A 25,850-nucleotide genomic window follows, 5' to 3' on the forward strand; every position below is an offset into this window, starting at 1 on the left:
TAGTAGAGAGAATAGGATAGGTTTCATATCGCAAGAAAATTCTCGTCATTAAGCGCGCCAATAGACTTGTATCGTCATGTCCTGACGTGATAGTCCAAGAACTGATTTTAATTGTGGTCTTAAAGATTTAATGTTTGCGGCTTCAAGAGCGCCCCACACTTTGTCAATCTTGTTTGGTGTGGTTGTCAATCTCGAATTTAGAGTAGTCATTATTTGTTCAGTAAGTGCTGTTGCGGGTGTATTGATAATATGTAGCAAGTTATCCTGCCTAAAACGCTCATCTTTGGATAAGCGCTCACTGAGTGTGATGTCATGTAGATAATTTATATCTTTTGAATCATTAGTAATGGCAATAACAAGTGGTGATAATGGATTTTGCCAGTTTTCTAAGAGATTGGCGACTGTGGGTAAGGAGGTTTCATCACAGATAAGCAGACATTGTCCATCAGTGAGGTGTTCTAGTTTTTCAGGGTACTCACGCACGCTTTTTATCTTCATACCTGTATCAAGTGATTTGGCCCAATTGCCACCTGAGGTATCACCATGAATATAAACATCTATCCAAGCATGAACAGACGAGCTATCAGCATTCTGCCATGCTTTTCTTAGCGAATAATAGCGATACACACCTTGGAACTCATCAGTGTTATCACTGTCATTCGAATCACGGCGTTCGCCTGAGTCAAGCTTTGAAGCAGCGAATGAGGCATTGAGATCAAGCAAATAGGCGTAACCGGGCTGATTAAGTGGCGTATTGTCAGGAGCAGTGACTAGCAGACGGTACATGTTAGGGCTGGCATAGTAACCATCCATGACCGTAAAGAACTGATCACGCAGTTTTATCGTACGTTTGCCAAGCTTGGTGGCGGCTCTTTGTAATAAGGTTATATATTGCTCTTGCAATGACGCCGCATCAACAACAGGAGAGGTAAAATGAACAAAGTATTGCTCAGTTGGGTGGGCCGCATTTTCAGGGTCGGTCTGATTCTTGTCGATACTTGTCAATGCCAGCAGCATTCCATCAGAATACAGCTCAACTATAGATGGAACCGAATCTTCTCGTATGGACGCTTTAGTAAAAATATTGATGAACATTGCTAGCTCATCTTGATGCTCTTCGTTGACATGATCAATGAACAGTGTTTTATCAGCAACGTCTAAAGGGATTTTATCGATAGTATCTTGAACAAAAGGTTGAGCCATAAAATATTAATCCAATCTATAGAGGGTATAGCAAAGTGTTATCACGTCAGCGCTTTGTAGCGGAGTCATAGGTAATTTAAATCAAAGTGATGCTCATTAAAGCGGTAGAGAACTGGGTAGGAGATGTTAAATGAAACATAGGCTTTGTGATTGATAATCATTATTATTTTGCTTATTGTTATACCTATTCAATGTTATGTCAATAGCTCACGCTCTATCAATGTGGATAACGACGCATCAAACCAGCTTTGACATAATATAGTGAGAAAAAAATGTTATATTTGAGCGGATAAAAGTACGATAAGAACGATTACTTTTTAAACATCATTACAAAAACGCATCAAGGAGAAGTTATGCGCATCACAGCAAATTTTGACGCAGGTAATATCGACGTTATTGATTTAGAAAATAAAGCAGACATTCAACTGGCTATTCGTCCAGATGTTGGTGGTGAGTTTTTCCAGTGGTTTAACTTTCGTTTAGAAGGTCAGGTTGGGGAACAATACGTCCTTAATATTATGAATGCAGGAGAAGCCTCATACTTGGAAGGGTGGGAAAATTATCAAGCAGTTGCTTCATACGATCGTCAGCATTGGTTTCGTCTACCCACTTCTTATAAAGACGGAAAGCTAACCATCATTGCCGATTTGGATTATGACACCATGCAAATTGCGTATTTTGCGCCTTACAGTTATGAACGTCATCAAGATTTATTAGCTGCCATACAGATTCACCCTTTGGTAACTTTAGAGTGTTTGGGAGAAACTATCGATAAGCGTGACTTAACCTTGGTCAAGATTGGTGATGATGACACGAGCAAACGAAGCATTTGGATCACGGCACGTCAGCACCCTGGTGAGACCATGGCTGAGTGGTTGGTTGAGGGTTTGATGCATAGCTTGCTCGATAGTGATAATGCCACCGCTAAGCGGTTATTGGACAGCGCAAACTTTTATATTGTACCTAATATGAATCCTGATGGTAGTGTTCGCGGACATCTACGTACCAACGCAGTAGGGACTAACTTAAATCGTGAATGGTCAAATCCAAGCTTAGAAAAGAGTCCTGAGGTATTTTATGTGATCAATAAAATGGAAGAGACAGGTGTCGATCTATTCTACGATGTACACGGTGATGAAGCATTGCCTTATGTCTTCCTTGCAGGTTCTCAAGGAGCGCCAGGTTACAACGAGCGACTTGCACGACTGCGGGATAAGTTTTCAGAAGTATTGACATTGGCCAGTGCTGATTTTCAATCTGAGGTCGGTTACGAGGTTGATAAATTTGGTGAAGCGAATATGACGCTTGCTACCAATTGGGTGGCAGAACGTTTCGATTGTCTTGCCAACACGTTAGAGATGCCTTTTAAAGACAATGACAATTTGCCTGACGCAGAGACAGGTTGGTCGCCTGCGCGCTCTGCAAGATTTGGCGAAGCCTCATTGATTGCTATGCTGGCGGTCGTTGATGATCTGCGTTAATTAAGATTATGCGTTGGTCGGCATTTAGGGCAGTTTCTTGATATGGTTTATCAATGGACTGCTTTTAAATGAATGGCTGTTATTAATCGGCTAGTCAGTGCTGTGTCTAACACTAACACATCACACCGTAGTTATTGATCAGTGGTTGAAAACTTTCGAATTGACAAAAATTATTTGTCATAAACAACAATACGATGCCTACAATCAATAAAATAGCCGCCCACAATAATAGCGTTAGAGGCCAATTGGTTAAATCTTGATGACCACATTGCTTACATTTCCAAACAGGATGTTCTAGTTTGGTGCCGCATTTCGGACACTGATTATGATCAATAAACAATGTGGCCTCCTATATATACAGACTTTCTAAAATTATATATTCAATTAATCAAGTAAGCAATTGTTTATTAAAGTATCAGTAAGGTAACAAGATTTAAATCAAGATTAATGCGTTTAAAGGTAATCAGTACTGAAAATGCAGATCCAGATCCAGCAATCAATATCCCTCGGTTTCTTTCAGCTGTTCTTAATTGCTATTTAAGTCGATTGATTTTGCCAAGAGCTGCCATAATTTCAGTATAATAGGGTGCTGTGCTAATAAGCTTGCCTCAACTGGTTTTGTTTTGGCACATGGATAACGTTTGCACCGCTGCTCTTAACGACTGAACCGCTGCACTTAAGTTGACGTTATGATCCTTTTGATCGCTTCCACTTTAAATTCTGATTATTTAATGAATGAACAAAAATATTTAAATAGTTAAATTTGTACCACAATACACTTTCACTAAGAAGATTTATTATGCAAACAAAACGTCCGTTATACATTCCTTTTGCTGGACCAGCCCTATTAGAAACCTCTTTATTAAATAAGGGTAGCGCTTTTTCATCAGAAGAACGGGATAACTTCAATTTAACAGGTTTATTGCCTCACAACATTGAGACGATTGAAGAGCAGTCACTACGTGCTTATCATCAACTTCGCTCGTTTAATAATGATATGGATAAGCATATCTACTTGCGTAATATACAAGACACAAACGAGACCTTGTTTCATCACTTGGTTGAGCAGCACATTGAAGAGGTAATGCCGCTTATCTATACGCCAACCGTTGGCCAAGCTTGTGAAAAATTCTCACAAATTTATCGCCGTAAACGTGGTTTATTTATCTCTTATCCTGAGCGTCATAACATCGACGACATGCTGCAAAATGCCACCAAACAAAAGGTAAAAGTCATCGTTGTGACCGATGGCGAGCGTATTTTGGGCTTGGGCGATCAAGGTATCGGCGGTATGGGAATTCCAATTGGTAAATTGTCTTTGTATACGGCTTGTGGCGGTATCAGTCCAGCTTACTGCCTACCGATTTTATTGGATGTAGGAACCAATAATCAACAATTGCTTGATGATTCTATGTACATGGGCTGGAGAAATCCACGTATCTCTGGTGATGAATATAATGAATTTGTCGACTTGTTTATTCAAGCAGTGAAACGCCGTTGGCCAGAAGTGTTATTACAATTTGAAGATTTTGCACAAGAAAACGCGACACCATTATTGAACAGATATCGTGACCAACTATGCTGCTTTAATGATGACATTCAAGGAACGGCGGCGGTTTCAGTCGGTACATTGATTGCAGCGTGCTTGAATAAGGGTCAGAAACTAAGTCAGCAAAGAATCGCATTTTTAGGCGCAGGATCTGCAGGTTGTGGTATCGCTGAACATATTATTCGCCAAATGCAACGTGAAGGGTTAACAGAAGAGCAAGCTCGCAGCCAAGTGTTCATGGTGGATCGTTATGGCTTATTAACAGATAGCATGACAGAGCTACAAAAATTCCAAGTACCTTTGGTACAAAAAGAATCCGACATTGCACACTGGGATAAGAGTCAAAAACTTGGCTTGGCGCAAGTGGTTAAAGAAGGCAAGGTGACGGTATTATTCGGCGTCAGCGGACAAAAAGGTCTGTTCACCCAAGAAGTGATCGAAACCTTGTGTATTAATACAGAACATCCAATCGTATTGCCACTGTCAAATCCAACGTCTCGTGTTGAAGCGACACCGCAGGAAGTCATGAACTGGAGTCGTGGTAAAGCGATTGTTGCAACAGGTAGTCCTTTTCCTCATACCACTTTTGAAGGGCAGACTTTCGAGGTTTCTCAATGCAATAACAGCTATATTTTCCCCGGTATTGGTTTAGGTGTTTTGGTATCGCATGCGACGGGTATCAGCGATAATATGTTAATGGCTGCTAGCCAAGCACTTGCAGACATATCCATGGAATATGAAAAAGCACCAGGTGCAATATTGCCTTCTATTAACTTCATTCGAGAGATCAGTGAAAAGATTGCTTATGCAGTGGCGTTACAAGCGATAGAAGATAAGCTGGCTCTACCTGTCACGGCAGAAAATCTAGAGCGTCGATTGAAAGCCAATTTCTGGTTACCAAGATACCGCAACTATCGTCGCACTTCTTTCTAGCCCTTAGAAAGTAGCTATAAAGTAACTAAGAAGTAATTAAGAAGCAGCTAAAAAGTATCAATAAAAAAGCCGAGTACTACTGTGAGCAGTGGTACTCGGCTTTTTCGATTTTCAGATTAGGCTTCTAAACTGAACGATTCTGAGGTTATTTATATGGATAAACTGAATATTTAAAACTACTAAACCATCAATAAAGGTGTTAAACAAGCGTCAAGATATATCAATCTGCGAAATTTTCTATCCTTAGCCTAGAACATCAATGTGATACAGAGTCCTCGATTACTATTTTGACTTAAAATGTTCGCGGTAGCGTCATTCATAAAGACGTCAATACCTGCTTGCTCGCAGATTGATTTGACGATAGAGAGTCCAAGTCCAGTTCCTTCTACCGCTTGTGATTTCTGACTGGCACTATCTGATCTCGATTTATGGATATTATCACTGAGTTGCTCATCGCTATTTGATAACTGATTAAGCCGCACAAAAGGCTCAAAAGCATTTTTATATTCATGAGGATGAATACCTGCGCCTGAATCTATTATCTGTAACATCAATCTGCTCCCTGATGCTTTAGACAAATGCCTTAGTTTTCCAGAGTGAATGACATGGGTGCCAAAATTATACGGCGCATCTAAAGCGGATTTATGTAAGCTGTCCCAGTTTTGTTCAAGCTGATACAGTTTAACAATGACTTGACCATTAGCTGGCGTGTAAATAATGGCATTTTGGATAAGGTTTTTGACAAGTATTAATAATGAGGTCTCATCTATATTTACTTTGCTATTAGGTTGCAAATCAACGATAAGCTCGATATGTTTATGATCAGCAATAGGAATGAGTAGGCCAATGACTTGCTCGACAATAAATTTGACGTTGGTCGGTGTGTACTCATCTTCTAATGCAGTATTAATATTGCCAGCTTGAGCGAGTGTTAATAGCTGCTCAACCAAGCTTTGATTACGCTTTAGACGGACCGCCAGTTTATCTAAACCTTCTGACATAATCTTATCATTGGCAATACGCTGCAATCGTTGTAGCTGTAATGAGATGGCCGTCAGCGGCGAGCGCAGTTCATGGGCGGCATCTGCTATAAAGCGTTGTTGACGCTCGATGCTACTCTTCACAACAGCCAATAACCTATTTAAAGATTCTGCTAGTGGTAACAACTCAGAGGGCAGTCTGTCAATCTGCAAAGGACTTAGATCGTTCTCATTACGTGTGCTGATTTCATGATGCAATTGGCGCACAGGCTTCATCATTCGCCACATGATAAAAGGTAACAGAATTATTAAGAAGGCGATACCGATAATAAGGGGTAAAAAAGACTGTAGCGCACTGGCCTTGGCTAAATCGTCTTGGAGTTCCGTTTGTTGACGCAAGATAAGTGCGACTGCTTCATTAGTATCTAAGGATTTAATCTTCACGTCATTTCTATAAGTTCGCCAAGAATGGCCGTCAATATCTTGATCGCTTATGCCTAGTGGAATATCAGATAGTAACGCCATCGGTATAGGTTCTGAGTAATCATGCTCATCATCGCTATTGTCATCATCAGTTTCATCGTTCTGATAATCTTGTACGCCATTATCGAGTGGGGCGGGAAGTATAATGATATCAACGGTAATAGCACCATCATCGTCATCGGTGTCAAAGTGAATATTGCTGCGCGCCCGATCCTCATTGTCTGAAAGAGCTGCATCGCTATCCAAATTCCTATTACTTAAGCCCCTATTACCTAAAACACTGATATCAAGTGACTGCTCTAACAATGCTGCTGTATTTTTCAAGTTATCATCTTGAAAGTCACTTATCTCGTTATAGTTATACCAAAATCCGTAACCACCAGCGACGATAGCCAATAATAATAACGACAAAACAGACCAAAAGATGAGCTGGAATTGTAGTGAGTTCAAAAGCTTACGGAGTTTGGGCATCTCAATTCACTTCTAGCAATGGTAAAGCATGTTTTTGAGTGGTTTGCTTAAAATTAGACATTGCTGATATACCACCCAAGTCCCCGAACATTTTTGATTCTATCTTGTCCAATCTTTTTACGTAAGCTATGAATCAAGAACTCAATGGCATTGCTTTCAACTTCATCACCCCAGCCATATAAAGAATCTTCCAGCGCACTTTTAGACATGACTTTTTCAGGGGATAGCATAAATGTTGTGAGGAGCATATATTCTTTTGCAGTCAAATCGATAGAGTTGCCATCCATCATAACGCGTTTGTGCACAGTATCTAGACTTAGATTGCCAACGGCAACTTGATTGTCAGCCTTGCCTTGAGAGCGTCGTATCAATACCCTCATGCGTGCAAAGATTTCGCCTAATTCAAAAGGCTTGACGACATAATCATCAGCCCCTGAGTCCAATCCTGCAATTCTATCTTTTAACTGATCACGTGCGGTGAGTATCAATACTGGTGTCTCAATTTTAGCGTCACGGATAGCGTTCAATACGCCCATGCCGTCGACCTCTGGCAAACCTAGATCCAAGAGAATAATGTCATAAGGTTGGACTTTCAGCGTGAAAATAGCTTGACGACCATCCTTGACCCAGTCGACTGTATAGGCTTCATCCTGCAATGCTTCGCTAAGACTTTCGCCAATCATTAAATCATCTTCAACTACTAATACTCGCATTAAATATCCTGACCTATAAAGCATATATTAAAATCTGAGACGTTCGGCGCGACTATTTTAGTCATCGCTACCTAACTGGCTAATAATAACTTGAACTGTCATACTATCGACAATTAAATCATATATCTGCGTGCTCTTAACATATGATATCGTTGCGATGAATCTACTTTACATTAGATTTATAAAACTATCTTAAATACGGGCATTATAATTTCTGACATGTTAGCGCTTTGATATGGCGTTACCGTTATCGCCTAGATGATGTATCAATAAAAAAGCAGCAACTAATATCCATTCTATTGAGATATCGGCTACTGCTGAGCATTAACGTTAATGTCTCGTTTAATCTTAATCGTCTCTATCAATCTGACTGCTCAAGATTTTACCCGTATTGGCATCTACGCTCACATCATATTTCTGATTGCCTTTGACCACTTCAATATCATAAATAGACTGACCTCTTTCTAAATCGAATGTGGCCGCTATTACTTTGCCATTCACGCTTTGAGTGGCTTTTTGTATAGCACTATTCAGTGATACTTTGGCTTGCTTCATGGCGCTATATTCAGCCATGTCTTCTTTATCTAGCCTTTCTTTTTCAGACTTAATCACTTTGCCCGTATCGGCATCGATTTTTACTTCGTAAGAAGTGCCGTTCGCGATGAGCTTAACTTCATATTCATTAGTCGCATCGTCGTCATCATAGTCAAACTCAGCACTGACAAGGTCGCCTTTAGTATTTTGTTTGGCTATAGCGATCGCCTGCGCTAGGCTAATTTTACTTTGCATGGCACTGACGGCTTCACTTGAACTTGTTGTAGCTTTAGTACTGAGGACAGGCGCTGCGATAGCAGCTGCACTGACACCTACAACAGTAAGAGTAATGATTGCTGATTTGGTTAGCGCTGATAAATTTTGCATGAGGATCACCTTTATATTAAGTTTACGTCTGACAGTCTGTTTATTGATTTTGTCAGCTACCTTTTGGGTATGGATTTATAATACAGAATTAGACATAGGAGAAACTTAGCGAGAACCAAGCGTTTTAAATCACTAATTATTTATAATAAATAGCAGAGCTTCAAAGAGGGTACTTTTAGCTTAATGATTACTAGAGCGTGTTAAATATTCACTGGGTACTATTTGATAATTTTTACATGCTGACGAAAACCAGCAGACAATAAAAAAGACCTTCAATTTCTTGAAGGTCTTTAATGGTATTGCTTATATATGGTGGGCCCAGTAGGACTTGAACCTACGACCAAAGGATTATGAGTCCTCTGCTCTAACCAACTGAGCTATGGGCCCTAACGTTAGACGCACAATGATACCTGATTTTTTGGATTTTTCAAGTAAAAGATAGAAAGTTGTGAAGAAATTTCTTATTAAGCGCAATTTTATATTAAACAAGGCTTCCAGCTAGCGTCAAACTACGACCTCCATCGATGGTAATAATCTCACCAGTGACATAATGGGCCTCTACCAGATACAGCACACTATGGGCAATCTCATCAGGCCGTCCTATCCGCTTTAGAGGGATTGAGCGCATGATATTTTGTTGTTGCTCATGGTCAAGCGCTTGGTCGCTATCGGTTTCTGGTAGGATGTTGACCCCAGGCGCAACGCCATTGACGCGTATGTCCGGTGCCATCTCTAACGCCAACGACTGTACCATCATACGGTGAGCCGCCTTTGCCATATTATAGACAGTATAATTCACAAAAGGCTTATCATGAGCATGGATGTCCAGCAAGCTGACAATACAGCCTTTTTGTCTTTTAAGATAAGGGTATAGCGCTTGGCTCAACCACAAAGGTGCTTTGGCATTGGTCAAAAAAAGCTCATGCCATTGTGCATGATTGATGTCGCCAAGAGGACTTGGATAGAAGCGGGAGGCATTGTGAACCAGCACATCTATCTGACCAAAAGCATGTATGACTTCCTCGACGAAATCAGTTAATGAGTTAGCCTCTTCAATAATGGACAAATCAGCAACCACAACAGCGGCACTATTGGTGCGAGTGTTATTAAGTTTCTTTGCCAAGGCATCGGCTTCTTGCTCACTAGAGTGACAATGAATGATGACTCTATAGCCTTGGTGGTGAGCCGCTTCAATAATGGCAGCGCCGATGCGTTTGGCACTGCCAGTCACCAGCATCACTGGCGCATGGTTATTGACTGTGTGCGTTGTAGGCTTTTGATTCATAATAATTGATTGTGTTATTTTAAAGTTGATATCAGTCGTGGTTTGCCTGCAAATGCTCAACTCTGGCTTGCTGCAAAGCGTCACCAATCGCAGGGCCTTTTAGATTGGGCGGGATATCTGCCATACCAATGGCATGAAAGCTACCCAACGCTATCATCATCTGACGATGCTGGATTGCTAGCTGCAAGACATGACTGGTTACAAGCAGCTGTGAGAGTTTATCAGGCTCTTTGTGAGCACCGCAAACTTGTATCAGCTCAATCTTCTCGGCAGCACTAAGCATATCTATTGCTGCTAACTTTTCGATCTGCTGAACAAACAGCTTAGCAAATTGGGTGTGCGCTTTTGGCACTTTCACCTTATTACCTATGTCAAGAATGCCTTTTATGATCGCCGCGTCGTTAGGCTTTGATTCTTTGTATTTCAAATCAAATAAAGCAGGATTGAGACTGGCCATCAGTAAGGCCCAGCGCTGTGACAAGCTCAGTTGCATCTGACCTGAAAAGTAGAGCGCTGTCTGTATTGTTTCTCGGACATGAACACTCGCCCAAGCATGATGTACAGGGTCAAAATACTCACTCAGTGCGCCAATATCGTACAGTTGCTGCCAGTATACTTGAGGTGATAGCTGCATGGTTGCATGACTCGATTCTTGCCAGACACGCTCTGCACTCAAATGCATAAGTTCTCCTGAGTCTACAAGCTGACGCATCAATCTCAACGTCTCATCAGCGATGGTAAATCCCAAATCATAATAACGGCTATAAAAACGAGCCGTTCGCAATACTCTTAATGGGTCTTCACTAAATGCAATGGAGACATGGCGTAGAGTTTTACTGTCTATATCATTCAGCCCACCATAATAATCAATCACTTCTCCTGTGATAGGAGAGTCGTCCATTAAGCTGGTGACTTCTATAGCCATAGCATTGATGGTCAGATCACGACGCTGCATATCGTCTTTTAAGCTAACGTTAGGGCTGGCATGGACACTAAAGCCTTGATAGCCTAAGCCCTGTTTGCGCTCTGTACGAGCCAGTGCGTACTCATCGTGACTGATAGGATGCAAAAACACAGGAAAATCTGCGCCCACTTGCTGGAAGCCTGCGTCCAGCATTTCAGACACTGTGGCACCAACCACAACGAAATCTTTGTCTTTAACAGGACGGCCTAATAGATGGTCACGAACAGCACCGCCAACGAGATAAACTTGCATAATACTCTCTTTTTTTGACCCAATTTTACTTACCCAGCTTGCACTGAGCAAAAAAAACCAGTCAACGCGATTTGAATGGCGTTGACTGGTTTTAGTATAGCAGACAGGTTCTATCAATAGATAACAGAACCCGCTTAATCATACTGTCATACGTTTGTATTTGCATACTAGGTATGAGGTACTGCTAAATATGATGTATTACTGATTTTCGTTTTCTAAGTCCTGAGCTTCTGTCACCGTAAGGGCAGTCATGTTGACGATACCACGTGCAGTCGCTGATGGCGTTAGAATATGTACTGGCTTACAAGTACCGAGTAGGATAGGGCCAATAGAGGCACTACTGGTTGCTGTTTTGAGTAAGTTAAAGGCAATGTTCGATGCATCAAGTGTTGGCAAGATAAGTAGGTTTGCGGCACCTTTTAGCGGACTTGATGGCATTTGATTTGAGCGAATAACTTCATTAAGCGCTGCATCACCTTGCATTTCACCTTCAAACTCGAAGTCAACATTCATGTCAGTCAGTAATTGATGAACTTTGCGCATTTTGACCGCGCTGGTACGATTTGATGCACCAAAGTTAGAATGAGAGACTAGCGCAACACGTGGCGTGATACCAAAGCGGTGTAACTGCTCGGCAGCCAAAACAGTCATTTCAGCCAACTGTTCAGCGTTCGGGTCTTCATGAACATATGTGTCAGCGATAAAGATATTGCGATCTTGCATCAACACAGCATTCATGGCATAAAAATCATTGATGCCTTCTTTTTTGCCAATAACGTTTTTGACATACTCTAAATGCATCTGATAATCACTGAACGTACCACAAATCATACCATCAGCATCACCATTATCGACCAATAAAGAACCAATCAAAGTGGTCTTACGGCGGACATCACGACGAGCAAGTTCGATACTGACACCGCGGCGTTTGTTTTTCTCGTAATAACCCTGCCAATAGTCTTTATAGCGAGGATCATCGTCTTGATTAACGATAGTGATGTTCTCACCATCTTTTAAACGCAAGCCTAACTTTTTGATGTGATCATTAATGACCGCTGGGCGACCAACCAAGATAGGCTGAGCCAGTCCTTCATCAACCACAACTTGTACTGCTAGCAAGATATTGTTGTCTTCACCTTCACAGTATACGATACGCTTTGGCGCAGATTTAGCACGAGCAAAGATAGGCTTCATGACAAACGCAGAGTTATAGACAAACTCTGACAGACGTTGACGATAGGCTCTCATATCTTCGATCGGTAAGGTTGCCACACCTGAGTCCATTGCCGCTTTGGCAACAGCAGAAGCAATTTCAATGATCAGATTTGGCTCTAGCGGACCTGGGATCAGGTAGTCACGACCGAAGCTCTGAATGGTTTCGATGTTTCTAGCGCTGGTGGTTGGCGTGGCTTCAACGTGTGCCATTGCAGCGATTGCTTTGACACAAGCGACTTTCATTTCTTCATTGACCGTTGTTGCACCGACATCTAGGGCACCACGGAAAATGTAAGGGAAGCATAACGCATTGTTTACTTGGTTTGGATAGTCTGAGCGACCAGTGGCCATGATGACGTCTGGACGAACAGCGTGTGCCAATTCTGGCATAATTTCAGGCGTTGGGTTCGCTAGTGCAAAGACGATAGGGTCTTTTGCCATACGGCGAACCATATCTTCTGATAACGTGCCTGGCATAGATAGACCCAAGAACATGTCAACATCGTCCATGACTTCTTCAATCGTCGTGGCAGTCGTATCTCGAGCATAGCGCTGTTTGGTTTCATCAAGGTTTTCACGGCTGGTACTGATGATACCGCGCGAATCTGAAACAAATATGTTATTTTTATTGACACCTAGGGCACAGATAATATCTAGACAAGAAATGGCAGCCGCGCCTGCACCTGAACACACGATTTTAATCTCTTCAATTTTTTTGCCAGTAATCAACAAAGCATTAAGCATCGCCGCTGCAACAATGATTGAAGTACCATGTTGGTCATCATGGAATACCGGAATATTCATGCGATCACGTAACTCGCGCTCGATTTTGAAACATTCTGGTGCTTTGATATCTTCTAAGTTAATACCGCCAAACGTAGGCTCAAGAGACGCAACGGCTTCAATGAATTTGTCAGGATCATTTTGTGCAATTTCAATATCAAAAACATCGATACCTGCAAACTTTTTGAATAGAACGCCTTTACCTTCCATCACAGGTTTTGATGCTAATGGACCAATATTACCTAGACCCAGTACAGCAGTACCATTGGTAATAACACCGACCAAGTTATTGCGCGCCGTATATTTGGCGGCCAATTTTGGATCTTTTGCGATTTCAAGACAAGGTACGGCGACACCTGGTGAATAGGCAAGTGCTAAATCGCGCTGGTTAGCCAGCTGTTTAGTAGGGGTGACTGATATTTTACCTGGGCGTGGGAATTCATGGTAGTGTAAGGCAGCTTGTTCAAACTGCTCTTTTTCTGTACTAAGATTGTCCGTATTCAAACTGGTATCGTCATTCATAATAATGGCCATGGTTGGAATAAATTGTATTAAAGTAAATGATAGTAATTAATGTCATACGCTAAAAAGATCATTGAATGATGAAGATCAAAGCGTAAAATGACAAAGGGCAAACAATAATAAGCGATTGAATACCAGATTAAAAAAACAGGCTAATATAGCCCATCTTTCTAATATTACTAACAATCCACTACGTAGTTAGTAGCAATGGATGGCACGAATAATATACTAAAATGATATTCATTATTTCGCCACTTGATAATACTAAAGACTATAGGCCTTTATCAACCATAATCTCTACATTATTGTTATTATTATTCCTCAATATCAGCGTTTATGATGAGCAACTGATTGGCATTTGCGGTGCATTAGGATTAGGGGGTGTGCTATCAAGATCAGTAGCAATATCCTGTATATCGTAAGGGGTTTTTAGCAGTTCAAATAAGCGATCCACTTCTTCAAATTGCCCTTGCTCTGCCGCCGTAATGGCGCGCTGTGCCATGCCATTACGCAACACATAAATAGGATTATTCGTTTTCATGTCATTGATGGCTTGCTCAAACGACACAAGTTCTATTTGCGCCAAATAAGCTATTGACCAGTCTTGCCATGCTTTTTGCGCTTCCTGATTGAGCTCTGTCGTCATCATTGCCAGCAGATGTTGCTCGTAAGGATGCTCGTCTGGCGCGACAAGTCCCAATAACGCCCTGAAGCTATTGGTATAATCCAGCAAGTTGTCTTCGAGCAGTGTCAACCACTCAAAAGCCAAGGTTAAGCTGTCTCTTTCATGTGGCAGTCCAAGCTTACGGCACAGTCCTTGTTGATAATGCTGCATAAAGGTCGCTTCATAAGGTGCTAAGCATTCTGATAGCGTCTCACGAGTCACCCCTTCTAAACGCATAAAATGCGGCAACCAGATATTAAGATTCCAATGACCGATGGCCGGCTGGTTTTGGTAGGCATAGCGTCCGGTATGGTCAGAGTGGTTATTGATCCAAGCGGGATTGAAGCGCTCCATGAAGCCAAAAGGACCAAAGTCCAACGTACTACCTGTAATCGATAAATTGTCTGTATTCATCACCCCATGTGCAAAACCAATCAATTGCCAATCAGCGATCATCTTCGCTGTACGTTCAACCACGGCTGTTAAAAATGCCAGTACCGGTGCTTCACTATCGCGGCATTCTGGATAATAAGTGTCAATCATATAATCGGTAAATTCACCAAGTAAATCCGGTGCGAAGCTGGCAATCCATTCAACATGACCAAGGCGAATATGACTGTCTGCCACGCGCATCAAGGCAGCGCCTGCTTCCATACGCTCGCGGCGTACTTTTGTGTCAGAGACAACAAATCCTAGCGCATTAGAAGAGGGGATACCGAGCTGATTGAGCGCATGACCACATAAGTATTCTCGTATGGTACTCCGCAATACCGCACGTCCATCCCCCATGCGTGAGTAAGGTGTCAGACCAATACCTTTCAAATGTAAATCTTGTAGTTTGTCTTGCTTATCGAGTACTTGTGCCATCAATAGGCCGCGTCCGTCACCCAACTGTCCAGCCCATTGTCCGAATTGGTGGCCTGCGTAAGCCATGGCAAGTGGTTCAAAATCAGCTGGTACGTATTGACCAGCAAGAATGTCAACCCAGCGTGCCATGAGGTCTTCATCGTCTGTCCAGCCCAATTGCTGAGCAACTTGCTCATTAAAATGCCCAGCACGTGGGTTTTCTAAAGGCGTTGGTGGCTGCTCATGATAGAGACGAGTGTCCAAATTAATATAAGTATTTTTATAACGCATACAGTCGCTCCAATTGCTTAATAAAATTAATGACTCACTATAGCATAGCCTTTACGATGCATCGTTTTACTATGTCCATCTCTTGTAATCTATGACGACTCAATCGTTGCCATAAAAAATTGCGATAATAAAATATTATGAAGCAACAAAAAAACCCCCTATCTTTTGCAGATAGGGGGAGGGAGAAACATCAAAATAAAATAGCTTGGTTACGAATGCAGCATTAGCAATTAAGCGGCTTTGGTGTTTTGACCAATAGAACGAAACGCTGTTTTTAAGTTGCTATTATGTTCAAGTATCTTTTGCTCAATCTTGGCATAATCATGCTTCAATTTATCATCAACTTCATGCAATCGATCAGCAAACTCTGTTTTTTTCAGCTCAATCGTCTTCGCCTTGAGTGCTTGCCATTCTTCAACCGTCTGCGTGAATGCATCGTATTCAAACTTAATACGGTCTTGGAAAGCTTTCATTGCGTGCGGCAAATCAAGACCAGTACCGGTTGCTGTATCAATCTGCTGTTGTGCCTTTTTGAACTGCATTTGTACTTCAGCATGCTTGATGGTTGTATCATCAACCGTACGCAACTCACTAGTCAAGCCAAGTTTTGATAAACCAGCAATCAGCCATTTGGTTGGATCATATTGCCACCATTTGACACCATTACGATAGTCGTATTGGAAGAAATGATGATAGTTATGATAGCCTTCACCCCAAGTCACTAATGCCAAGAAGAAGTTGTCTCGAGCACTATTGGTATCGGTATAGGGGCGCGTACCAAACATATGGCATAAAGAGTTGATGAAAAAGGTAAAATGGTGCGTTAAGACCAAACGTAATAGGCCAACAATAACTAACGTGCCCCATACGTCACCAAGTAGCCAGCCAATCGCAGCAACCATACCGACGTTCAACGCGACTACCCATAAACCATAATATTTATGCTGAATTTGTAGCGTTCTGTCTTTAGTCAAATCTGGGATATTTTTGTAGTCAAACTTACCACTAGGGTAGTTACGCAACATCCAACCCATATGACTGAACCAAAATCCGCGTTTTGCTGAATAAGGATCGTCTAAACGATGATCAACATGACGATGATGAGTACGGTGACCTGATACCCAATCAAATGCAGAACCTTGCACCGCTAGAGTAGAGCCGAGCAACAAAAAGTTTTTTACCACTGGATGTGCTTTATAAGCGCGATGCGATAACAGACGATGATAACCAGCGGTGATGCTGATACCTGTCCAAACCATAAAGGCACCGAATACACCCCAAACAGGTGCGCTTACTTCATGAGTAAACAAATACCATGGTGTAATGATAGCCGCAGCGATAGGCGTGGCTACCAGTATGGTTGCTGGAATCCAGTTGATTGGTGCTTTTGTAAACTCAAACTCACGCATATCAATACTGGCTTCTTTACCAGAAACCTCAGTTTGATCAACGTCAGCGTAGTTGCGCTTGGCAACAGGCTGCTCATTGAGTGCGCTTTTCGTTTTATTCTCGTCATAACGTGTTTTAAAACGTGAGACTTGAACGCTGGCGGCCTTTACAAGCGTATCACCAGATTTGATAGCGAAACGTAAGCCTTTAAGCGGGAAGCCAAGTGCTTTTTTTGCAATCATATAATATCCCTAGCGGTATTAATTTAAGACCCTATAGTACCTGAAAAACATAATAAAGTGAACAGTTATGCACTATAAAAATATTGCTAAATAACAATAACTTGTATCGATTATAGAATGTGTTTGCAAAAATAATCGGTCACTTATCAGGCGTTGGGTGAAAGTGTAAGAAACACGGTAAATATGTATGGTTTTGGGGGTAAAAGGTACAAAATGCAAGTGGGTTAATTTAAGAGCAGATAACTTGGAAAGTCCGTGATAATAACGTCAGTCTGCCATTTGATGAGTTGCTGAATACTATCCGTATCATTGACTGTCCAAGCGCTAACTGGCAAACCATAGCGATGGCTATGTTTAATAAAGGATTGACTGAGTAGCGGATGATAAACGCCCAGTCGAGTACAGCCAAGGGTCATCGCCGTATTGGTAGCGACCATTAAGGACTCATGCGTACGAATCAATAAGCCGCGCGGGATATGTTTTAATAGTTTGCTGCGCTGTAGTCGTGCATGTAGCTCCACGTCGAAGCTGGTCAAGACAATAGGTAGGGAAGCCAAGGGACTATGTACCAAATCTTGTGCTAGTGCTGCAATTAATTTGATGTAGTCGGTGCGAGCATGTGTCTTGATTTCAAGCTCAATATAAGTAAAGCCGTACAAAGCTGGCGCTATACTTGTCAATGTAACAATTTGATGGCCAAATTGTCGCTGCCGCTGTATTTCTTTAATATTTAGCTGATCGATGCGTGATTGCTGACCACACATACGCGCCAAGTCATCATCATGGAACACCACCAAACAACCATCAGCGCTTAATTGGACGTCAAACTCAATGCCAGTCAAACCACGTGTCATCAGACGCTGAGCATATTGAAAACCCGTCACAGTGTTTTCTAATGATTCACCACGAGCACCGCGATGACCCAATAAAAGTGTACGTTCAAAATTTATCATGGCTCACACAGTATTGCTATTTTTACGAGTAATCATATAGTGTCACTTGGATGGCGTCTAATGGTTTTTATGGATAGGTATTTTTTGATGACTGAAAGTTTCAATCTGATTGATCGATATCATCCACATATGAGTTTGTTATGTTTTTGCAACTAAGTGTAGGTTTTAGGCCTAATAAGGGGCGCTATTTGTACATACAGAGGTTACAATAATGACCATGCCGTTCAGAAAGCAGACAGTAATAGGTTTTGTAGCCTACGATAGTTAAAGGGACGGTTTGAACATCAATCACTGTCCATCAGTGGCGGTACGAATTAGTAATTTGGGAGCAAGAACAGCATGAGCGTAGCAAATAATAGTTTGAGCAAGTGGCACAAAGTTGCCGGAATTGGCATTGTATGTAGTTTGGCGCTTGCAGGCTGCGATCGCTCAGAGAAGGAAGATACTACTCAGACAGCAGAAGTAACGGAGCAAGAACCAGTAGTTGAAGAAAATACAGTTGCTAATGCCGTTAATTGTGATGATCCGATGGTACAAGATCGTCTTAAAGCCGCTTTAAAAAACACACTCAATCAACAAGCACAGACACTGGCTGCTAACTACGCAAACGACTCAGGAATCAGTCTGGACAACGGCGTCGTCACCAATAAAACCAATGGCATTATGATAGACGTACAAAATGCAGCTGTCATACAAGAAGCCAATAGTAATGGCATGACCACTTGTCAAGCAAGCGTTAGCATGACGCTGCCAAGCGAAGACTTATATCAAGCAAGTCAAGTGCAAGCGGCCAACAATCAGCCAAGCTTACAGTCACGTTTAGCGCAAAACAATATTCGTATTAATAATAATATGCTGGTTGATGATGCCTTTACCTATGTTGTTGGCACCCAAGGTGGCCAGGTGCGCACACGTATTGCTGGGCAACCAGCTTTGCTGACTGTAGTAGCCGATGTGATGGCAGGTTCTGTATACAAATCAGCGATGGACAATGAGCGTGCACAACGCGCCGCTGCTCAGAGAAATGACAGCAGTAACGATAACCAACCAGCGCCTGCTCGTCAGCCTAGACCAACAACGCCAGTGGAACCAACTCGTCCTGCTGAGCCTACTACACCACCAACGGTCAATCGTCCAAGTAGCAGTCAAAACAATGCGACAGAAAATAGCGCAGCAACCGCACCGTCTTCTGAAACCAAAAACTCTACAACACCCGCTTCACCAAAATTAGTACCTAAAGATGAGAGTATCGATATGGTTATTATCGAAGACGAAAGTGCGACTTACTAATTCGTCAAATTGGCATTGCTATTAAGTGTCGGTATCCATGAATTGATTTCAAAAAAAAGCCCGCAAAATTTACATTGCGGGCTTTTTGTTTTATATCATTATTGCTCTTTAGCAAAGACTTGTAATACTTGATTGTCCCACAGTACTTCAGAAATTTGGTTAGGATCGGTGCAAAAGCGAGCAGCGACAAATAGCCAATCTGATAAACGGTTAATAAGGCTCACTGCTGTAGGACGAATCGCCTTTGGGCGTTGCTCCTGTAATGAAACCGCTTGACGCTCAGCACGGCGACAAACACAGCGTGCGATATGCAATTGACTGACCAAGACCGAACCTGTTGGCAAAATAAAATCTTTTAGTGGGGGCAGACCTGTATTCATGGTATCAATTTGCTGCTCTAACCAGTCAATATGAGTGGCATTGATGCCTTCGTATTCTGGCATGGCAAGCTCACCGCCGATATTGAACAATAAATGCTGGATAATAACCAATGCTTGCTCAAAGTCTACTACTTGTTGTGGCGAGACATGGACAAGTAGCGGCTGAACTAATTCCTGATTGTTGGCTGTTTGAGCCAAGTGTGCGCGTACAAGACCAATGTGTGAGTTGAGCTCATCGACATCACCCATGACATTGAATAAGTGGTCCGCTTTGCTAACGCGGCTGCCATCTGCCATGCCTGTACTGCCATCATCTCCCGTGCGTGTATATATTTTGCTTAAGCGATTGCCCATGTTGATACCCTTAGTTGTTTTTATGGTCGAATAATATTAGTTGCGCGCTCATTGTAGTATTTTATGGCTGTTTTCGCTAAGATAATGGGTTAAGTTTTATATGACTAGCGTTTTTTGATACTAGAATACTTGCAGTATCATCTGTGTTTATTGATTCTATGTTTTACTCATGGCTTTGACCTGTCATATTTTACTTATATTGTTATCTTATTCTCTATACTTTTAATAAATAAAAAGGCTTTTCTCCTATGACCACACCACTTGCAGACGCTATGTCTCAGCTTGCAATCTACGACTCACTCACTGGGTGCAAGCAGTCATTTAAACCGCTTGTTGAAGGCAAGGTCGGCATGTATGTGTGCGGTATGACCGTCTATGATTATTGTCACATTGGCCATGCTCGGATGATGATTGGGTTTGATATGGCGGTACGCTGGCTTGAACAATTGGGTTATGACGTTAATTATGTGCGCAACATCACAGACATTGATGACAAGATCATTGCTCGTGCTGCCGAAAATGGTGAAGAGATTGGTGCGTTGACCGAGCGATTTATTAAAGCGATGCACGAAGATTTCTCTGCACTTGGTTGCTTGGCACCAGATGTTGAGCCACGGGCAACTGATCATATTGATGAGATGCAACAGATGATTGAGACCCTTGTCACAGGTGATTATGCGTATGCAGGTGACAATGGAGATGTCTATTATGCCGTCGATAGTTTTGCTGATTATGGTAAATTATCGAAGCGTAATCTAGATGATATGCAGGCAGGCGCACGAGTCGATGTCGAAAACGATAAACGTAATCCCTTTGATTTTGTATTATGGAAAGCGGCAAAACCTGATGAACCGCAGTGGGCATCACCATGGGGACAAGGGCGTCCTGGCTGGCATATTGAGTGCTCGGCCATGTCAACCAAGTGCTTAGGCCATACTTTTGATATTCATGGCGGTGGTCATGATTTACAGTTCCCGCATCACGAAAATGAGATAGCCCAATCAGAAGCAGCGACGGGTTGTGAGTATGCGCGTAACTGGATGCACGTTGGTTTTATCAATGTCGATGGCGAAAAAATGTCTAAGTCACTGGGTAACTTTTCGACCATTCGGGATGTCATTGCCAAGTATTTGCCTGAAACGGTACGGTTTTTCTTACTATCGAGCCACTATCGTAGCCAAGTGAACTTTTCAGATAGCGCCTTAGATGAAGCGCATAATAGCCTAAGCAGACTATATAATGCACTAAAATTGGCAGAACAACAAAAACAACAGACATTGAACATTGACGACGCTTTGGTCAATGAGGCCTACAGTAGCGAGACTGGACAAAGCTTCATCAAAGCCATGAATGATGACTTCAATAGTTCTACAGCGATTAGTGTGTTATTTGGGCTGGCACGTGATATAAATAAGGCGATTAAGGCGGAAGACGTAGAAACGGCTTGGAAATTGGCTCAGCAGCTCAAAGCGCTGGCGCAAGTGCTAAATATTTTACAACAGCCCGTGCAGCAGTTTTTGCAAGCCGTGGTAGGTGATACCACTGAAAACAGCTTAACAGATGCGATGATCGACGGTCTTATTGTTGAGCGTGCAGAGGCCAAGACCAACAAAAATTTTGCGCGTGCGGATGCCATACGTGAGCAATTAAAAGAGGCAGGTATTGAGCTTGAAGACAGCCGTGCTGGTACAACGTGGCGCCGTGCATAAGGTAAAAATTACAAAACATATCCAGTTATAGTAATAAAATGAGTCAGCTATATGCTGGCTTTTTTTGTAAACTGCATTAATTATTAATTTAGACGATACATTTTTTGCGTCCAAACCTTATATGAACTGATGGCTTTTAAAGATATGAATACTCTAAAGGACCGCTCTACAGCAGTCAATAATATGGCAGCTAAGGTTAATGATAGCCAGTTGAACGGTACTCAATACGTACGTAAATATGGCGAAGTGCGGCGCTATCATTGCCTTCAGTTACTACTGGCTTCTTTGTGCATGGTGATAAGCGCTATTTTTATGCCAGTTGTCTCTGCGCAGGCAGCAAGCAATGATGATACACAAAACAGTAGTGAGCAAAGCACAAGTGCGCCAGATACACTAACTGAGTATGCGTCGCAAAAGATTGATACGATTAAAAGTCATAAGATAAAACTTTCTGATGTTTCAGAAGAGATGTTTGATCCGACCGAGCGAAACGCTGTAGAGCAAGCAGGGACACTGCAAGGCGATGCTGGGCTCACGGGCGAATATAATGAGAGCTATTATGAATTAAATAAGCTCAATGCGGGATTACCGCCATTGTCTGTGCCACCGAACCTGACAACCCCGCTTGCAACCTTGGAGTTTTTTCAATCAGCGGTAATGAAGCAGCAATATGACTTGGCAGCTTACGCCCTTAATATGAATTTGATTGATGAGAAGGTTCAGCGCAGCCGTGCTATTGAGCTTGCAAAACGTCTTGATTTTTTGTTATCTGAAAAAAAGCTTTATGTCTTTGATGATTTGCCAGATCGGCCAGATGGTTTGATGGAGCCATTATTGGGTAACGAAAGTAGTGTAACGGGTATTGTTAGGCGTTCTATACAACTTGGCTATATTGATTATCGTGAACGCCGTGTTCCTATTTATTTACAGCGAGTACGAATAGAAGACAGTGCCCCTGTTTGGGTTTTTTCTGAGCAAACAGTGGGCAATATCGACAATCTTTATGAGCAGTATCACCCATCAGAGTTTGAACGCTATTTACCTGAATGGTTAAAACTCAAATTTTTCGGTATTGCTCTGTGGGAATTTATCGCGCTAACGACTTTTCTCTTACTTACGATGGGGCTTGGCTGGCTATTGAGTAAAGGCACAGAAAAGCTTATCAGTCGCTATATTGATGCCGAAAAGTACAGCATGTATGTAGGCAGTAGTAACGGTGTTGCTGATTTGGTCAGTAAATTGACGGTGCCTTTGACTTTTACCATCAGCTTTCTATTGGTTTTTACGTTAGTTTCAGGCGGCTTTCCTTATTTAGATGCGGTTGCCTCATCTATTCGTCCACTGATCTGGATCGTTTTGGTTTTTAGTGCCATGTGGCTGGGTATTCGTGTCATCAACTTCTTTGCCAATCGCTATCAAAGTATGCAGATTGAAAACCTAGGAGAAGAGCAGTTCGATAAAGTGCGACGTCGGCGCACCTATGTGTCAATCTTTCGCCGCGTGTTTATCTTTTTTATGATTCTCGGTAGCATTTGGATTGGACTTAGTGAGTTTACAAATATCGAGGGTCTTGGTAGGACATTGTTGACCTCAGCTGGTATTGCCAGTGTGGTCATTGGTATCGCAGCGCAACCAATATTGGGCAATATCATCGCAGGTGTGCAAGTGGCAGTCACACAGCCTGTAAGGATTGGTGATAGTGTAATTATGAAAGGTAACTTTAGTACAGTTGAAGACTTACGGTACACTTATGCTGTTCTAAAAACATGGGATGAACGACGATTGATCGTACCGATGCGTGAGTTGATTACTGAAATGGTAGAGAACTGGTCACATACGGAAGTACATCAGACCTGTCCTGTATTTTTATATATCGATTATGGAGCAGACATTGATGCCATTCGCCAACATTTTATATCCGTGACTAAAGAAAATAAGCTTTGGGACAATAAAACTGAACCTGAAGTGTTCGTCGTTGAGGTGACTGAAAAGACGATTCAACTGCGTGGCGCTGTGTCAGGAGTAGGACCTATCGAGGCATGGACACTCGCTTGTGAAGTACGCGAACAGATGCTTGGCTACTTACATGAACAGCAGCATCAGTACTTACCCACAGAGCGTTTTACTTTGGGCGAAAGTAATTAGTGATGAATCAAAGCCGCTAGTAATGAAAAAAGTGAATAATGACATGAAGCGCGCTTGTGATTAAACAAAGACGTGCTTCTCTAAAATAAGCTGACAAATAAGCATGCGCTCTGTCTGCTTATTTGTTATAATATGGCGTTATTTTTAAGGGATAAATGAGCCGTCAAGAATAAGACAGCGCTATATTTGCGTATACTTATGATTGATGAATCAATGGCAATTTTCGAGTGCGATAGTTAGCTGGTCTATTGTTGATTGTTTTAGTGCAAAAATCCCACCCATCAAAATAACCACCACTAGGGGTCTGTATGTTGCGAATTGTCGATGAAGCCTTAACCTTTGATGACGTTTTATTATTGCCAGCCTATTCTGAAGTCTTGCCAAAAACTGCCGATCTGTCTACTCGTTTGACCAAAAACATCACCTTGAATCTACCGCTAATCTCTGCGGCTATGGATACAGTGACTGAGTCTGAAATGGCCATTACGATGGCTCAATTAGGTGGCATGGGTATCTTGCACAAGAGCATGGATATCGTACAACAGGCTACTCAAGTACGCCGTGTCAAAAAATTTGAAGCAGGTACGGTCGTGGATCCAATCACCGTGCATCCAGAGATGACAATTGGTGAATTGCTACGTTTGACTCAAGATAATAATATCTCAGGCGTACCTGTGGTTGAAAAAGGCACAGACAATGTCGTGGGTATCGTAACTCATAGAGACTGGCGCTTTGAAACCAACTTATCAATGCCGGTCAGTCAGATCATGACGCCAAAAGACCAATTGGTGACTGTGCATGAAGGCGAAAGCAACGAGAACATCAAAAGATTGCTGCATGAGCATCGCATCGAAAAAGTTATCGTTATTGATGACAAGTTTCGTTTGCGTGGTTTGATTACCGTTAATGACTTTGCGAAAGCTGAAAACAATCCAAATGCTTGTAAAGATGAGAAAGGTCGTCTTCGAGTGGGTGCAGCGGTTGGGACAGGTGCAGACACGCAAGCACGCGTTGAAGCGCTGATTGGTGCTGATGTAGATATTATTGTTGTAGACACCGCGCACGGCCATTCAAAGGGCGTGATCGACAAGGTTTCTTGGATCAAGAAAAACTATCCAAACGTTCAAGTCATTGGTGGTAACATTGCAACAGGTGATGCAGCTAAGGCATTGCGTGATGCAGGCGCTGACGCTGTAAAAGTTGGTATCGGTCCAGGATCTATCTGTACCACTCGTATTATCGCTGGTATTGGTGTGCCGCAAATCTCAGCCATTGATAATGTCGCCAGTGCTTTGCAAGATAGCATTCCATTGATCGCTGATGGTGGTATTCGTTATTCTGGCGATATGGCAAAAGCCATTGCTGCTGGTGCGTCGTGCATCATGGTAGGTTCATTGATGGCAGGTACGGAAGAAGCCCCAGGTGAAGTAGAATTGTTCCAAGGTCGCTATTATAAAGCCTACCGCGGTATGGGTAGTCTTGGCGCGATGTCAGGATCAAATGGTTCATCAGACCGTTATTTCCAAGATGCCAAAGATGGCGTAGAGAAGCTTGTACCAGAAGGTATTGAAGGCCGTGTTCCTTATAAGGGACCAGTAGCTGGTATTGTCAACCAGTTGGTGGGTGGTTTGCGTTCTTCTATGGGCTACACAGGCTCTGCGACTATTGAAGACATGCGCAAAAATCCGCAGTTTATCAAGGTGACGTCAGCTGGTATGAAAGAGTCACATGTTCATGATGTTCAAATCACTAAAGAAGCACCAAACTACCGTGTGAATTAGACATCAACTCATAATCCTGTGTTATATTGACAATAGCGTTGTTGCAGGATT

General features: G+C 42.2%; 17 protein-coding genes and 1 tRNA gene. 6 read left to right on the forward strand and 12 right to left on the reverse strand.

The genetic code is table 11. The annotated features are described in order from the left end of the window. Nucleotides 1-48 precede the first annotated feature (48 nt). Entirely contained in the window at nucleotides 49-1,203 is a 1,155-nt protein-coding gene (locus tag CIK80_RS13600; protein WP_095570476.1) for an SIP domain-containing protein, read from the reverse strand. Nucleotides 1,204-1,556: 353 nt separating this feature from the next. Between CIK80_RS13600 and CIK80_RS13605 the strand changes: the two genes are divergently transcribed. Both CIK80_RS13605 and CIK80_RS13615 read left to right on the forward strand, forming a co-directional pair. Then, entirely contained in the window at nucleotides 1,557-2,684 is a 1,128-nt protein-coding gene (locus tag CIK80_RS13605) for a M14-type cytosolic carboxypeptidase (RefSeq protein WP_095570477.1), read from the forward strand. Between the two features lie 799 nt (nucleotides 2,685-3,483). Next, nucleotides 3,484-5,166, forward strand: coding sequence for an NAD-dependent malic enzyme (locus CIK80_RS13615; protein ID WP_095570478.1), 1,683 nt, complete (start codon nucleotides 3,484-3,486; stop codon nucleotides 5,164-5,166). A gap of 248 nt (nucleotides 5,167-5,414) precedes the next feature. Here the strand turns inward: CIK80_RS13615 and CIK80_RS13620 are convergent, their stop codons facing one another. The 10 genes from CIK80_RS13620 to CIK80_RS13665 form a co-directional block, all read right to left on the reverse strand. Beyond that, nucleotides 5,415-7,100, reverse strand: coding sequence for an ATP-binding protein (locus tag CIK80_RS13620; RefSeq protein WP_095570479.1), 1,686 nt, complete (start codon nucleotides 7,098-7,100; stop codon nucleotides 5,415-5,417). 53 nt (nucleotides 7,101-7,153) lie between these two features. Further along, a complete protein-coding gene (locus CIK80_RS13625; RefSeq protein ID WP_095570480.1) occupies nucleotides 7,154-7,813 on the reverse strand; it encodes a response regulator in 660 nt (219 codons plus the stop codon). Nucleotides 7,814-8,161: 348 nt separating this feature from the next. After that, on the reverse strand, nucleotides 8,162-8,734 hold the full coding sequence (locus tag CIK80_RS13630; RefSeq protein WP_095570481.1) for a PepSY domain-containing protein: 573 nt from the start codon (nucleotides 8,732-8,734) through the stop codon (nucleotides 8,162-8,164). Nucleotides 8,735-9,044: 310 nt separating this feature from the next. Beyond that, nucleotides 9,045-9,121: transfer RNA gene (locus tag CIK80_RS13635), tRNA-Ile, on the reverse strand. Nucleotides 9,122-9,215: 94 nt separating this feature from the next. Then, the gene (locus CIK80_RS13640; RefSeq protein ID WP_095570482.1) at nucleotides 9,216-10,019 is read right to left on the reverse strand and encodes a pteridine reductase; all 804 of its coding nucleotides are present in this window, start codon (nucleotides 10,017-10,019) and stop codon (nucleotides 9,216-9,218) included. A 31-nt stretch (nucleotides 10,020-10,050) separates the two neighbouring features. After that, nucleotides 10,051-11,235 carry a tRNA nucleotidyltransferase gene (locus CIK80_RS13645; RefSeq protein ID WP_095570483.1) on the reverse strand — a complete coding sequence of 395 codons (1,185 nt, stop codon included), beginning with the start codon at nucleotides 11,233-11,235 and terminating at the stop codon, nucleotides 10,051-10,053. A 198-nt stretch (nucleotides 11,236-11,433) separates the two neighbouring features. Next, nucleotides 11,434-13,755 (reverse strand): NADP-dependent malic enzyme, encoded by a 2,322-nt coding sequence (locus tag CIK80_RS13650; protein WP_062844756.1) that lies wholly within the window; start codon nucleotides 13,753-13,755, stop codon nucleotides 11,434-11,436. A gap of 334 nt (nucleotides 13,756-14,089) precedes the next feature. Beyond that, nucleotides 14,090-15,556 (reverse strand): YdiU family protein, encoded by a 1,467-nt coding sequence (locus tag CIK80_RS13655; RefSeq protein WP_062844755.1) that lies wholly within the window; start codon nucleotides 15,554-15,556, stop codon nucleotides 14,090-14,092. Nucleotides 15,557-15,786: 230 nt separating this feature from the next. After that, nucleotides 15,787-16,965: a fatty acid desaturase gene (locus tag CIK80_RS13660; protein ID WP_179288407.1), complete on the reverse strand. Its 1,179-nt coding sequence runs from the start codon at nucleotides 16,963-16,965 to the stop codon at nucleotides 15,787-15,789. Nucleotides 16,966-17,411: 446 nt separating this feature from the next. Continuing rightward, nucleotides 17,412-18,140 carry a glycerophosphodiester phosphodiesterase gene (locus tag CIK80_RS13665; protein WP_095570485.1) on the reverse strand — a complete coding sequence of 243 codons (729 nt, stop codon included), beginning with the start codon at nucleotides 18,138-18,140 and terminating at the stop codon, nucleotides 17,412-17,414. A 339-nt stretch (nucleotides 18,141-18,479) separates the two neighbouring features. Between CIK80_RS13665 and CIK80_RS13670 the strand changes: the two genes are divergently transcribed. Further along, the gene (locus CIK80_RS13670; protein WP_062844752.1) at nucleotides 18,480-19,430 is read left to right on the forward strand and encodes a hypothetical protein; all 951 of its coding nucleotides are present in this window, start codon (nucleotides 18,480-18,482) and stop codon (nucleotides 19,428-19,430) included. A 98-nt stretch (nucleotides 19,431-19,528) separates the two neighbouring features. Here CIK80_RS13670 and CIK80_RS13675 read toward each other — a convergent pair whose 3' ends face one another. Continuing rightward, nucleotides 19,529-20,164 (reverse strand): cob(I)yrinic acid a,c-diamide adenosyltransferase, encoded by a 636-nt coding sequence (locus CIK80_RS13675; protein WP_062844751.1) that lies wholly within the window; start codon nucleotides 20,162-20,164, stop codon nucleotides 19,529-19,531. Between the two features lie 248 nt (nucleotides 20,165-20,412). Here CIK80_RS13675 and cysS point away from each other — a divergent pair, with 248 nt between their 5' ends. The 3 genes from cysS (at nucleotide 20,413) to guaB (ending at nucleotide 25,799) form a co-directional block, all read left to right on the forward strand. Beyond that, nucleotides 20,413-21,873, forward strand: a complete 1,461-nt coding sequence (gene cysS / locus CIK80_RS13680; RefSeq protein ID WP_095570486.1) for a cysteine--tRNA ligase — start codon at nucleotides 20,413-20,415, stop codon at nucleotides 21,871-21,873. Nucleotides 21,874-22,017: 144 nt separating this feature from the next. Continuing rightward, a complete protein-coding gene (locus tag CIK80_RS13685) occupies nucleotides 22,018-24,018 on the forward strand; it encodes a mechanosensitive ion channel family protein (RefSeq protein ID WP_257011786.1) in 2,001 nt (666 codons plus the stop codon). Between the two features lie 308 nt (nucleotides 24,019-24,326). After that, entirely contained in the window at nucleotides 24,327-25,799 is a 1,473-nt protein-coding gene (gene guaB / locus CIK80_RS13690) for an IMP dehydrogenase (protein ID WP_062844749.1), read from the forward strand. The last annotated feature ends 51 nt before the right edge of the window (nucleotides 25,800-25,850 follow it).

It is taken from the genome of Psychrobacter sp. JB193, from assembly GCF_002285555.1.
Taxonomy (GTDB): Bacteria; Pseudomonadota; Gammaproteobacteria; order Pseudomonadales; family Moraxellaceae; genus Psychrobacter; species Psychrobacter alimentarius.

Excerpts from the sequence above, each read along its gene's own strand:
- CIK80_RS13615 (WP_095570478.1), top strand. The coding sequence starts at position 3,484 with ATGCAAACAAAACGTCCGTTATACATTCCTTTTGCTGGACCAGCCCTA.
- CIK80_RS13685 (WP_257011786.1), top strand. The coding sequence starts at position 22,018 with ATGAATACTCTAAAGGACCGCTCTACAGCAGTCAATAATATGGCAGCT.
- CIK80_RS13605 (WP_095570477.1), top strand. The coding sequence starts at position 1,557 with ATGCGCATCACAGCAAATTTTGACGCAGGTAATATCGACGTTATTGAT.
- CIK80_RS13650 (WP_062844756.1), bottom strand. The coding sequence starts at position 13,755 with ATGAATGACGATACCAGTTTGAATACGGACAATCTTAGTACAGAAAAA.
- CIK80_RS13670 (WP_062844752.1), top strand. The coding sequence starts at position 18,480 with ATGAGCGTAGCAAATAATAGTTTGAGCAAGTGGCACAAAGTTGCCGGA.
- CIK80_RS13625 (WP_095570480.1), bottom strand. The coding sequence starts at position 7,813 with ATGCGAGTATTAGTAGTTGAAGATGATTTAATGATTGGCGAAAGTCTT.
- CIK80_RS13665 (WP_095570485.1), bottom strand. The coding sequence starts at position 18,140 with ATGATAAATTTTGAACGTACACTTTTATTGGGTCATCGCGGTGCTCGT.
- CIK80_RS13640 (WP_095570482.1), bottom strand. The coding sequence starts at position 10,019 with ATGAATCAAAAGCCTACAACGCACACAGTCAATAACCATGCGCCAGTG.
- CIK80_RS13660 (WP_179288407.1), bottom strand. The coding sequence starts at position 16,965 with ATGCGTGAGTTTGAGTTTACAAAAGCACCAATCAACTGGATTCCAGCA.
- CIK80_RS13620 (WP_095570479.1), bottom strand. The coding sequence starts at position 7,100 with ATGCCCAAACTCCGTAAGCTTTTGAACTCACTACAATTCCAGCTCATC.
- CIK80_RS13630 (WP_095570481.1), bottom strand. The coding sequence starts at position 8,734 with ATGCAAAATTTATCAGCGCTAACCAAATCAGCAATCATTACTCTTACT.
- CIK80_RS13600 (WP_095570476.1), bottom strand. The coding sequence starts at position 1,203 with ATGGCTCAACCTTTTGTTCAAGATACTATCGATAAAATCCCTTTAGAC.
- CIK80_RS13675 (WP_062844751.1), bottom strand. The coding sequence starts at position 20,164 with ATGGGCAATCGCTTAAGCAAAATATATACACGCACGGGAGATGATGGC.
- CIK80_RS13645 (WP_095570483.1), bottom strand. The coding sequence starts at position 11,235 with ATGCAAGTTTATCTCGTTGGCGGTGCTGTTCGTGACCATCTATTAGGC.
- CIK80_RS13655 (WP_062844755.1), bottom strand. The coding sequence starts at position 15,556 with ATGCGTTATAAAAATACTTATATTAATTTGGACACTCGTCTCTATCAT.
- cysS (WP_095570486.1), top strand. The coding sequence starts at position 20,413 with ATGACCACACCACTTGCAGACGCTATGTCTCAGCTTGCAATCTACGAC.
- guaB (WP_062844749.1), top strand. The coding sequence starts at position 24,327 with ATGTTGCGAATTGTCGATGAAGCCTTAACCTTTGATGACGTTTTATTA.